Genomic DNA, 11,909 nt, shown 5'->3' on the forward strand with positions numbered 1-11,909 from the left:
CCCTCTACACGCGCATCAACGAGCAGTGGCCCAGATACCTGAACGCGTGGACCGCGAGAATCCGTTTGCTGCGTGACCGGAATCGCCACGTTGAAGCCGAAAGCATCGCGAGGACGGCGATCGAGCTCAATCCATACTCAGTGAACATCAGGCTAGCCTTGGTCTATATCCTGGAGGCATGCGACAAGCAGGATGCCGCCCTGAAAGAACTCCGCCAAGCATGTGACGATTTGCCAAATTATCGCCTTCTGGGACCGCAACTCGCCAGGCTGCTCCGAGGCAAGGGTGACATCGACGCAGCCTGGGAGGCCTTGAGCGTTCTTCCGGAAACTCCGGCGAAGACTTTTGAACAGGTGTTCCACCTCCGCGACAGCAAAGAAACCCGGCGAGCCATAAGCTTCTGCACCGACGCACTCGCCCGCGACCGCTCCAACATCGGACTACAACTCGAACATGCCGAGATCCTCTCGGACATGGATGAGGACGAGGCAGCAATTTCGAAGTTCGATTTAGTACTAGAAATAAGTCCCGACAAACGCCGCGCGCTGCGCGGAAAAGCCGCCTGCTTACGGGCACTTCGACGTTTCACCGAAGCCGAGCGAATACTGCTAGATTCGATCAAACGAAAGCCAAATTACACAATTTTCCGATTGGAACTTGCCGTCACGTATGCACAAATGGAGCGAAGAGACGAAGGGGTAGCCCAGTACGAAAAAGCACTGCAGATCAACCCGAGAGATTATGACCTTCTTGTCGGCCATGCCAACGCACTGCGCTGGAACGGGCAGCGTGACGATGCCGAACAAGCACTGCGGGGCGCCATCGAATTACTTCCACACCACATCGGACTCCTGGCAACAATGGGCGATCTCCAAGACGAGCGAAACAATTTCAAAGAAGCACTGGCCTGGTTCGACCGCGCCTTGGAAAAATCACCGAAGTTCACCTGGGCCCTGATGTCCAAGTCGGCGACGTTACGTTCACTGGGACGGTTCGACCAAGCTGAACGCGTGCTCGTCCCAGCTCTGGAAAATCCAAGACCGGCGTTGAACGTCGTCATTGAATGGGGTTGGCTGCTCCGGGACAGAGGGCAGCTCGCCCGCGCCCGGCAGGCGTTCAAGCGGGCTCTCAAACTGACCGTTGGGCATCAGAATCGCGCGGACGTATTGCACTGCCTGGGATGGGTCGCGTTCTCCGAAGGCGATTCGGAAAATGCCGTCGTCAAGTTCCGCGAAGCATTGGTCGAGTACCCCAACTCCAATGACGCCAAGGTTGGACTGGCGTGGACGCTGGTGCACCAGCGTCACGCAAACGGGGAGGCCGAGGCCGAGCGGTTGTGCCTTGAGGTGCTCGACGTCCGACCGCGCACGCACATGGCGCACACCTGCCTCGGTGTCCTCTACGCCCACCAGGGCAACCTGCCGCAGGCCGAGCACCACCTGCGGCGGTCCATCGAGATCGACCCGTACGGCGGCAGCTACGTCGACCTCGGCGCGCTGTTCGTGCAGATGGACCGGTTCGACGAGGCGGAGGAACTGCTGCGCAAGGCGTTGGAGCGCGACTGGTACGACAGCCAGGCGCACATCGAACTCGGAGGGCTGCACCTGCAACGGGACTTCGACGGTGGTGGCGACGGGTCGGACGCGCGGTTGGCCGCCCAGCACTTCCGGCAGGCGCTGGTGATCGACCCCGCCCGTGGAGCCGCGGCGATCGGCCTGTCGCTGGCGTTGATCAAGTCTCCCGGTGATCTCCTCGCCGCCGAGCGAGTGCTGCGCGACGCTCTGCGCCGCAAGGATTGCGACCAGCCGCAGTGGCAGTTGCTCGTCGCGCTGGCGAGGCTGCTGATCGAGCGCGGCGATGCCACCCAACGCCGTGACCTGCACCTGGAGGCTCTGAGCACGGCACAGGAGGCGATCGAACTCGCCTCGGAGCAGGCTGATCCCCACTACGTGGCCGGAATCGCGGCGTACAAGGCGGGTGAGAGCGGGCCGGAGGCGCGGGCGCGGCCGTTCTACCGGCGTCGAGCGTTGCGGCACTTCCGCCGCTGCCTGCGCCAGGATCCGACGCACACCGAGGCGCGGCGGGTGATGGCCTTGGCGGAACAGGGCCTCGCGGTCGCGCGGGGAAGCGTGGCGGGCGGCGTGGCGTTGATGGTGGTCGCGAGTGCGCTGCTGGTCGCGCTGTGGCTGGGGTTCTTCCTCACCGACAAGGTCACGACGGTGGTGATCAGCACGCTCACCCCGATCCTCGTCGGCCTGGTGGCGCTGGGTTTCGTCCTGCCGTTCCTGGTGCGGCTGAAGCTGCCGGGCGGGGTCGAGGCCGATCTCTCGGCCAGCCTCAACCAGGTCACGTCGGGGCCGACCGGCGAGGTCAGCATCGGGCCGGGACGGCTGGTGGGCACGAGTTCGGACGGGTCGTCGGCGCGCTCGCCGTTGAGCGCCGGTCCGCGCGGGGAACTGCCGCGGCTGGGTTGACCGCCACCAGACACCGCCGTCGGTACCGTCGCCGCCCCAAGATCGACGAGAGGTGGGTTCCATGCCGGTGGCGGTCGCGCACGACGGTGGCGAGACGTACTTCGAGGTGCACGGCGAGGGGCCCGCGGTGGTGTTGTTCAACGCCGATCCGCGCCCGCCCGACCACCCGCTCAGGGACCACGCCGTGCGGTTCGCGGAGTCGATGGTCGAGGGCTTGGGCGACCGGTACCGGGTCGTGCTGATGAGCTACCCCGGTCGGCCGAAGGACCGCACGTTCACGCCCGACAACATCAGCGACGACATGCTGCGCGTCGTCGACGCCGCCGGGGTCGACGAGTTCGCGTGGTGGGGCTACTCGTTCGGCGGTGTGGTCGGGATGCAGGTGGCGTTGCGCACCGAGCGGGTGACGGCGTTGGCGATGACCGGGTTCCCGCCCATCGGCGGTCCGTACGCGGAGATGCTGCGGTACAGCCGAGCGCTGGCCGGGGTGGAGGTGGACGCGTTCGGCGCGGCGATCCCCGAGGCGCAGCGCGGGCAGCTCCCGCAGTTCGTCACGTTCTACGAGGCGATGGCCGGGTTCGACGACCGGGCCGCCCAGGAACGGATCACCTGCCCGAGGCTGTGCTTCGTCGGTGGTGAGGACCGCGTCACCGCCGGGACGGAGCTGATCACCGACATCGGCGGGACCGTCCGGCGCCACCAGGACGAGCTGGAGGCGCTGGGCTGGTCCGTCGAGGTGGTCCCCGGCCTCGACCACTTCGGGGCCATGGCGGCCGACGTGGTGCTCCCCCGGCTCTCGGGGTTCCTCGACCACCACGTCGGCTCGCGGTGATCAGGCGCAGCGCGGGAACATCCTGCGGGTGCCCGGTCCGTCGTACGCGGCGCGGTCGGTGAAGCGGCAGCCGTAGTCGGTGCCAGCCGTCCGGTCGACGTCGTCGCCCGCGGGGCGCTTGCCGCGGTCGACCCACGCGACCAGGTCATTCCACGCGGCCCCGACCTCGCTCGGGGCGAACTCGCAGTGCTCGACGGTCCGGATCGCCCGCTGCACCAGCAGCCTCGACCGCCCGTTGCGCACGACGTCGTCGTGGTAGTCCTGCTCCATCCCGTACGGCACGAACAGGTCGCCCAGGCCGTGCAGCGACAGCACGGGCACCGTTGGCCGCCCGGCGATGCGCGGGACCTCCGTCAGCGACGGCGTGAGCCGCGCGTACCAGTCGGCGGGCGCGACGCGTTGCACGATGCGGTCGAGGTTGCCGTCGCGGTAGCGCGTGTCGAGGTTCGTGGCGATCTTGCCGGGGTTCCGGGCCAGCGTGTCGCCGACGCCCGAGGCGCCCAGGCCGAACAGGAAGTCCTTCCAGTAGGCGAAGGCCGGGACGGCACCGGGGCGTTGGCCGCCGGTCTGCTCGACAACGACGGACCGGAAGCGCTTGCCCAGGTCGTTGGTGGTGTCCGGGCCGCCGGGGGTCAGGCCGACCAGGCCGAGCCCGGCCTGGATGCGCGGCACGACGGTGGACAGGTAGTCCGGCGGGATCGGGTAGGCGCGGTTCCCGGACAGGGCCTGGGCGACGAGTTGGTAGGACAGGATGGTGTCGAACAGCTCGTGGTCGCCGAGCACGCCGCACATCGGCAGCGCGCCCGCGTAGAAGCCGGGGTACTGCTCGAGGGACCGGCCGGTGATGTGGCCGCCCATGGAGACGCCCGCGAGGAACACCTTCGACGGCTTCCCGACCAGGGAGCCGAACTTCACCGCCAGGTCGTGGGTGCCGGTGACGCCCGCGCGGACGTCGTACGCGTTGGCGTAGTAGGAGGACGCGGCCCAGGCGTACCCCTGGTTGAGGAGCTGGGTGCGCAGGCCGTAGGCGGGCGGGTCGACGGTCAGCACGGTGCCCGTCCCGTGGTAGCCGTGGGCCCACATCGCGAGGCGGCCGTTCCACTTCGGCGGCACCTCGATGGTGTAGGCCGCGTGCTTGTGCACGCCCTGGAGCACGCGGGAGGGCTTGCCGCCCACCAGTTCCGGTGCCAGGGGCGGGTTGTCGATCGTGTAGCCCGGCAGCGGGCCCTCGTCGGGTGCCGCGTGGGCGGGGGTGCCGCCGGCGACCAGCAGGAGTCCTAGCAGCGCCACGATGAGCCGCGTCCTTCTCATCCTCCGATCACACCTCCCCGGGAGGACGAGCACACCCGCTGTTGGCACCAAAACAGCGGTCAGGTCCGCACGCTGAGCACCGAGCAGCCGAGTCGCAGGGCGTCGGCGAGGACGCGGTCGCTGACGGTGGCGTCGACGAGCAGGCTGAGCCGTCCGTCGGTGGCCGCCACCACGCGCACGCCGTCCCACTCGCCGATCACGGTCGTCGTCAGGTCGCTGACCCGGTTCAGCTCGATCGCCACGCCGGTCGCCCCCACCCGCCCCTGGAGCACGACCTCGCGCGCGCCCGCCAGCCCGCGCGCGGTGCCCCGGTGGTCGGTGACCAGCACGGTCGCGGCGGACGAGCTGACCAGGTCGGACAGGACGGAGCTGGCCGCGGTGTCCAGGCCGGTCCACGGCTCGTCCAGCACGACGAGGTCGGTGGCGAGGAACGCCTGGACGACGGCGACCTTCTGCGTGTTGCCCTTCGACAGCGTGGAGATCGGCGCCGTCGGGTCGCCGTGGAACCCGAGCACGTCCAGCAGGTCGGTCGGCGGTGTGACTCCGCGCACGGCCGCGAGGTGCCGCAGGTAGGCCTCGGCGGACAACCGGAGGCCCGGCGGGAAGCGTTCGGGGAGGTAGCCGACCGACTTCGGGCGGCCGTGCACCCGGCCGCTGCTGGGGGCGGTGACACCTGCGATGATCCTGAGCAGCGTGGACTTGCCCGAGCCGTTGCCGCCGGTGAACACGGTCAGCTCCCCCGGCTCGAAGCTCAGGTCCACGTCCTGGAGCACCCACGGACCCCGGCCGTAGCGCTTGCCGATCCGTTCGAGTTGGATCATCCGGCCATCCTGCCCGTAGTTAGGTGAGCCTGGCTTGAAGCCCTATAAAGGACGCGCGTACTGTTAAAACCAGAGGGCAACGTCTGCGCCACCAGCGCGAGTGCGCAAGACTCGCCTTGTTCCCAACCACCAGTACTTGCGCTGTATGGAGTTGACGTGACTGCACCTTCGAGCAAGGACAGCTTCGGCGCCCGCGGATCCCTGACCGTCGGGGACGCCTCGTACGAGGTGTTCCGGCTCAACGCCGTCGAAGGCGCCGAGCGCCTCCCCTACAGCTTGAAGATCCTGCTGGAGAACCTGCTGCGGACCGAGGACGGCGCGAACATCACCGCCGACCACGTCCGCGCGCTCGCGGCCTGGGACCCGAAGGCCGAGCCCTCGACGGAGATCCAGTTCACCCCGGCCCGCGTGGTCATGCAGGACTTCACCGGCGTGCCCTGCGTCGTCGACCTCGCCACCATGCGCGAGGCCGTGACGCAGCTCGGCGGCGACCCGACCAAGGTCAACCCGCTGGCCCCGGCCGAGCTGGTGATCGACCACTCGGTCATCGCCGACATCTTCGGCCGCCCGGACGCGTTCGAGTCCAACGTGGACCTGGAGTACGAGCGCAACTACGAGCGCTACCAGTTCCTCCGCTGGGGCCAGACGGCGTTCGACGAGTTCAAGGTCGTCCCGCCGGGCACCGGCATCGTGCACCAGGTGAACATCGAGCACCTGGCCCGCGTGATCATGACCCGCAACGGCCAGGCGTACCCGGACACCCTCGTCGGCACCGACTCGCACACGACCATGGTCAACGGCCTGGGCGTGCTGGGCTGGGGCGTCGGCGGCATCGAGGCCGAGGCCGCGATGCTGGGCCAGCCCGTGTCGATGCTGATCCCGCGCGTGGTCGGCTTCAAGCTGCACGGCGAGCTGCCCGCGGGCGCGACCGCCACCGACCTGGTGCTGACGATCACCGAGATGCTGCGCAAGCAGGGCGTCGTCGGCAAGTTCGTCGAGTTCTACGGCAAGGGCGTCGGCGCGGTGCCGCTGGCGAACCGCGCCACCATCGGCAACATGAGCCCGGAGTTCGGCTCCACGGTCGGCATCTTCCCGATCGACGGCGAGACCATCGAGTACCTCAAGCTCACCGGCCGCTCCGCCGAGCAGATCGCGCTCGTCGAGGCGTACGCCAAGGAGCAGGGCCTCTGGCACGACCCGAACTTCGAGGCGCAGTACTCCGAGACGCTGGAGCTGGACCTCGCGACGATCGTCCCGTCCATCGCGGGCCCGAAGCGCCCGCAGGACCGGATCGAGCTGACCGCGGGCCGCGAGTCGTTCCGCCAGGCGCTCAAGGCGTACGTGACGCACGGCGACGTCGAGGCGAAGTCCGGTGTGGACGAGGCGTCCGACGAGTCCTTCCCGGCCAGCGACCCGCCCGCACTGCACGAGGGCCAGAACGGCGACGGCGCCCCGGTCGTGTTCCACTCGGCCGCCGAGGGCGCGCAGGGCCGCCCCAGCAACCCGGTCAAGGTGACGCTCGACGGCGCCGAGTTCGAACTGGACCACGGTGCCGTGGCCATCGCCGCGATCACGTCGTGCACGAACACGTCCAACCCGTCGGTCATGATCGGCGCGGCGCTGCTGGCCAAGAAGGCCGTCGAGCGCGGCCTGGAGCGCAAGCCGTGGGTCAAGACGACCCTCGCGCCCGGCTCCAAGGTCGTCATGGACTACTACGAGCGCGCGGGCCTCACGCCGTACCTGGAGAAGCTCGGCTTCCACCTGGTCGGCTACGGCTGCACCACGTGCATCGGCAACTCCGGCCCGCTCCAGGACGAGATCTCCGAGGGCATCCAGGCGAACGACCTCGCGGCGGTGTCCGTGCTCTCGGGCAACCGCAACTTCGAGGGCCGGATCAACCCGGACATCAAGATGAACTACCTGGCCAGCCCGCCGCTGGTCGTCGCGTACGCGCTCGCGGGGTCGATGGACAAGGACATCACCACCGAGCCGCTCGGCAACGACCAGGACGGCAAGCCCGTGTACCTCGCGGACATCTGGCCGTCGGCGCAGGAGGTCGCGGAGGTCGTCTCCACGTCCATCACCTCGGACATGTTCACCAAGGACTACGCGGACGTGTTCGCCGGTGACCAGCGCTGGCAGTCGCTGCCCACGCCGACCGGCAAGACGTTCGAGTGGGCCGACGACTCGACGTACGTGCGGAAGCCCCCGTACTTCGAGGGCATGGAGATGGAGCCGAAGCCGGTCACCGACGTGTCGGGCGCCCGCGTCCTCGCGCTGCTGGGCGACTCGGTCACCACGGACCACATCTCCCCCGCCGGTTCGATCAAGGGCGACTCCCCCGCGGGCAAGTACCTGACCGAGCACGGCGTGGAGCGCAAGGACTTCAACTCCTACGGCTCCCGGCGCGGCAACCACGAGGTGATGATCCGCGGCACGTTCGCGAACATCCGCCTGCGCAACCTGCTCCTCGACGACGTCCAGGGCGGCTTCACCCGCAACTTCCTGGCCGACGACGCGCCGCAGACCACGATCTACGACGCGTCCGCGGCGTACTCGGAGGCGGGCGTCCCGCTCGTCGTGCTGGCGGGCAAGGAGTACGGCTCGGGCTCGTCCCGCGACTGGGCCGCCAAGGGCACGGCCCTGCTGGGCGTGCGCGTCGTGATCGCCGAGTCGTTCGAGCGCATCCACCGCTCGAACCTCATCGGCATGGGCGTCCTGCCGCTCCAGTTCCCGGCGGGCGAGTCCGCCACGTCGCTCGGGCTGGACGGCACGGAGACCTACGACGTGTCCGGCGTGACCGCGCTCAACGACGGCTCCACGCCGTCCACCGTGCACGTGGTCGCGACCAAGGGTGACTCGAAGGTGGAGTTCGACGCGGTCGTCCGCATCGACACCCCCGGCGAGGCGGACTACTACCGCAACGGCGGCATCATGCAGTACGTGCTGCGCAAGATGGTGCGCAGCTAGGTTTCCGCTCTCGGCGAAGGCCCGTCCGGTTCCGACCGGGCGGGCCTTCGCCCTGTTCTAGGGTTTGGCCGTGCAACGATTCCTGACCGCGCTCGACACCGCGTTCGCCGATCCGCCCGCCGTCGACCTGTCCGACGGGTGCTCGGCCTGCTTCAGCGAGGCCGACCTCGCCCTGCTCGGGGGTGATCCGGCGCTCGTCCCGGTGGACCTGGTGAGGAGCGCGCTGCGCAAGTCGGACGACCACTGGTCGCCCGAGCAGTGGCGGGCGCTCTGGTTCCGGTCGGCGCCGCGGGTGGTCCGGGAGGTCCTCGGGGACCGGGGCCGGGGGCTGGTCGACCGGGAACTCGCGTCGCTGGGCAGGAACCACGCGAACCTGCCCGCCTGGCCGGCGCGCAAGCGGACCGCGCTCGACAACGCGCTGGGGGCCGTCCTGGAGGTGGCCGTCACCTACGGCGACCCCGCGCACGAGGTGACCACCCTGCTGGGCGGTCTGGCGTGCGCGCACGACGACCTCACCCCGTGGCTCGCCCGGCTCGACGCGCTGCGCGGGCCGCAGGCGGACGCGGGTGTCGTCCGGCTCGCGCTCGACTGGACCACCGAACTGCTGTGGGGCGAGGAGACGTGGTTCACCTGGTGGTGGCCCGCGGACCCGGCGGCCGTCGTCCGGGAGTGGGTGTGCTCGACCGCCGTGCGGGACCGGGTGCGGCGCTTCGCGGCGGACCACCCCGGCTGCAAGACCGCGTCGGACGCGCTGACCGCCTACGACGCGCTCGACCGCGGTGCCCGCTCCCCCTGGTACGCCCCCGGCGTCGGACGCCACCGCTGGGAGGAGCGGGGCCTGCCTGCCGACTACGCCGAGTTGATCCCGGTCTGAGGAGTGCGCGGCCGGGGCTTCCCTAAGCTCGCGGCCATGCGGGTGGAGGACGGCGAGCGGGTTCGGGAGGTGCTCGGCAGGCACCTGTCGGCGTACCGGGTCGAGCGGGTGGAGCGGCTGGGTGAGGGGCAGGACAACGTCGCGTTCGAGGTGAACGGCGAGTTGGTGGTGCGGTTCGCGAAGGAACCGGACGCCGAGGAGGCGGAGCGCGAGGCGCGGTTGTTGGCGAGGGTGGCCGAGATCTCGCCGATCCCGGTGCCCACTCCGGTGTTCTCCGTCACGGAGATCGGGTGCGTGGCGTATTGGAAAGTGCCCGGAAGGCAACTCCTGGGACTGCCGGGGGCGCCCGTCGCGGAGATCGGCGCGACGCTGGGCGGCTACCTGGCGGTGCTGAACGCGGTGCCGCTGGAACGGATGGCGGACGTGGTCGGGGTGGACGACGATCCGCCTTCGCGGTGGCTCGCCGAGGCCGCCGAGCTGTACGTGCCGGAGACCGTCCTGACCGTCCACCGTGGACCAGTCGAGGAGTTCCTGGCGACCGAGCCGCCGCCGGCGCGGCCCGGATTGGTGTTCTCGCACAACGACTTGGGCGTCGAGCACGTGCTGGTCGACCCTCGCACGTGGACGGTGACCGGGGTGATCGACTGGACCGACGCGGCGTTCACCGATCCGGCCTACGACCTCGGGCTGCTCTACCGCGACCTCGGGCCCGCGGCGTTCGAGGCGGCGCTGGCGGCGTACGGCGACGACGAGCCGCGGGAGCGGGCGGTGTTCCTCGCGCGGTGCACGGTGCTGGAAGACCTGGAGTACGGAATCCGGTCCGGGAAGCGGGTCTACGCCGAGAACGCGCTGGCCTCGATGGAATGGTTGTTCTGTTAGCGTAGCTAAACATGTGGACCGGACTGCTGCTCGCGGGCTTGGTGGTCACCCTCGGCGGACTGGTCCAGGGGCTGGCGGGCTTCGGCCTGGCGCTCGTGGCGGTGCCGATCCTCGCCCTGCTCGACCCGTCGCTGCTGCCCGTGCCGATCCTCATCACCGCCATGACGCACTCGATCATGAGCCTCGCGCGGGAACACGCCCACGTCGACTGGCGCGGCGTCGGCTGGGCCATCCTCGGCAGGCTGCCCGGCACCGTCATCGGCGTGCTGCTGGTGGACTCGTTGGACCAGAACCAGTTCAGCCTGCTGATCGGCGTGGTGGTGCTGCTCTGCGTGCTGCTGTCCATCACCACCTGGAACCCCCGCCCGACCAGGACGGCACTCGTCATCGCGGGCCTGACCAGCGGCTCGTTCGGCACGGCGATGTCGGTCGGCGGCCCACCGGTCGCGATGCTGTACCAGAACTCCCCCGGCGCCCAGATCCGCGCGACCCTCGCCGCCTACTTCGTGCTGGGCTCGATCACGTCGATCATCGGCCTCCTCGTCGCGGGCCAGGTGCACGCACCGCAGGTCGTCACCGGCCTGCTCCTCATCCCGTTCCTGGTGGCCGGCTTCCTGCTCTCCAACCCGCTCCGCAAACTGGTCGACGCGAAGGGCGTCCGCACCCCCGTGCTGCTCCTGTCGACCGTCGCCGCCGTCACCCTGATCCTGCGCAGCGCGCTCGGCTAGGACACCACACCGACGAAGTCCTTCAACATCCGGTCGAAAGCGGCCTCCGCCACCACCGGAATCCCGCACTCCGCCGCCTTCTTCGCCTTGCCCGACAGCGAGTCCGGGTCCGCCGCGACGACGAGCCTGGTCTTCTTGGTGACGGTCCCGCGCACGGCGAGCCCGGCGTTCACCGCCCGTTCCTCCCACACCTCCCGCGGCACGGTCATCTGTCCGGTGAAGACGACCAGGTCGCCCTCGCTCAGCCGGAAACCGCCCCACGACGCGGGCTCGGCGGACTCCCGCGCCGCCACCAGCGCCCGCGCGACCTCGACGTCCGCCAGACCGAGCAGCCCGGCCACGAGCCGCAGGTCGGCGTGCTCCTCGGCGGTGACGACGGTGTCGGCCCACGCCCGCCGCGCCAGTGCCACGAGGTAGCGCCGGTGCAACTCCTCGACGTCCACCCGCACGAGACCGAGCGACCGGGCCACCTCGACCAGTTCGCCCTTCTCCACCACCGACAGGTGCCGGTCGAGCAGGGCACCGTCGAGCACCGCGAGGTACTCGTCCGCGCGCGGCACGTCCGCCATCCGCGGCAGCCCGTCCACCAGCCGGGCGAGGAAGTGCTCGGGCTGGGTGAACGCCGTGCCGCGCTGGACGACTCGACCTCCCGAGCGCGGGAGGTGGGGCCAGTCGGCCCCGACCGCGCTGTCCAGGCGGTCGCGCCAGGGCTCGGGACGGCCGACGCCGCGGAGGAAGCCGCTCAACAGGCCCGCCGAGGCGTGGGCGTCGTAGAGCGCGGAGTGCGCGCGGCCGACGACGACGCCCGCGGCTTCGCAGCACGTCGCGAGCGAGCGGCCCGGTGCGCGCAGGTACCGGTCGGCCAGCAGCATCGTGCAGAGGCCGCGGTCGGGGTCCAGCGGGGTGGCGAGACCTGCCCGCGTGAACTCCGCGGCGAGGAACCGCAGGTCGAACGAGACGTTGTGGCCCACCACGAGGTTGCCCGCGAGGCGTTCGCCGAGATCACCCGCGATCTCGGCG

The 11,909-nt window shown here is 69.8% G+C and carries 9 protein-coding genes; 6 read left to right on the forward strand and 3 right to left on the reverse strand.

Translation table 11 applies throughout. The features are described from left to right. Both NZH93_RS40505 and NZH93_RS40510 read left to right on the forward strand, forming a co-directional pair. Positions 1 to 2,474: tetratricopeptide repeat protein (locus NZH93_RS40505; RefSeq protein WP_259628624.1), on the forward strand; the 2,474-nt coding region annotated here is incomplete at its 5' end. A gap of 61 nt (positions 2,475 to 2,535) precedes the next feature. Next, on the forward strand, positions 2,536 to 3,306 hold the full coding sequence (locus NZH93_RS40510; RefSeq protein ID WP_259628625.1) for an alpha/beta fold hydrolase: 771 nt from the start codon (positions 2,536 to 2,538) through the stop codon (positions 3,304 to 3,306). Here the strand turns inward: NZH93_RS40510 and NZH93_RS40515 are convergent, their stop codons facing one another. After that, positions 3,307 to 4,617 (reverse strand): alpha/beta hydrolase family protein, encoded by a 1,311-nt coding sequence (locus tag NZH93_RS40515; RefSeq protein ID WP_259628626.1) that lies wholly within the window; start codon positions 4,615 to 4,617, stop codon positions 3,307 to 3,309. Positions 4,618 to 4,676: 59 nt separating this feature from the next. Further along, a complete protein-coding gene (locus NZH93_RS40520; RefSeq protein WP_259628627.1) occupies positions 4,677 to 5,438 on the reverse strand; it encodes an ABC transporter ATP-binding protein in 762 nt (253 codons plus the stop codon). Between the two features lie 156 nt (positions 5,439 to 5,594). Between NZH93_RS40520 and NZH93_RS40525 the strand changes: the two genes are divergently transcribed. The 4 genes from NZH93_RS40525 (at position 5,595) to NZH93_RS40540 (ending at position 10,889) form a co-directional block, all read left to right on the forward strand. Next, a complete protein-coding gene (locus tag NZH93_RS40525) occupies positions 5,595 to 8,408 on the forward strand; it encodes an aconitate hydratase (protein ID WP_259628628.1) in 2,814 nt (937 codons plus the stop codon). Between the two features lie 70 nt (positions 8,409 to 8,478). Then, on the forward strand, positions 8,479 to 9,282 hold the full coding sequence (locus NZH93_RS40530; RefSeq protein WP_259628629.1) for a hypothetical protein: 804 nt from the start codon (positions 8,479 to 8,481) through the stop codon (positions 9,280 to 9,282). Positions 9,283 to 9,318: 36 nt separating this feature from the next. Next, complete coding sequence (locus NZH93_RS40535) at positions 9,319 to 10,161, forward strand: phosphotransferase family protein (protein WP_259628630.1); 843 nt, start codon at positions 9,319 to 9,321, stop codon at positions 10,159 to 10,161. 11 nt (positions 10,162 to 10,172) lie between these two features. Then, positions 10,173 to 10,889 (forward strand): sulfite exporter TauE/SafE family protein, encoded by a 717-nt coding sequence (locus NZH93_RS40540; RefSeq protein ID WP_259628631.1) that lies wholly within the window; start codon positions 10,173 to 10,175, stop codon positions 10,887 to 10,889. Here NZH93_RS40540 and NZH93_RS40545 read toward each other — a convergent pair. Next, positions 10,886 to 11,909, reverse strand: a 1,024-nt coding sequence (locus NZH93_RS40545; protein WP_259628632.1) for an exonuclease domain-containing protein, incomplete at its 5' end; no start/stop codon positions are given. The genes NZH93_RS40540 and NZH93_RS40545 overlap by 4 nt on opposite strands.

This window comes from Umezawaea endophytica (assembly GCF_025061645.1).
GTDB lineage: Bacteria > Actinomycetota > Actinomycetes > Mycobacteriales > Pseudonocardiaceae > Umezawaea > Umezawaea endophytica.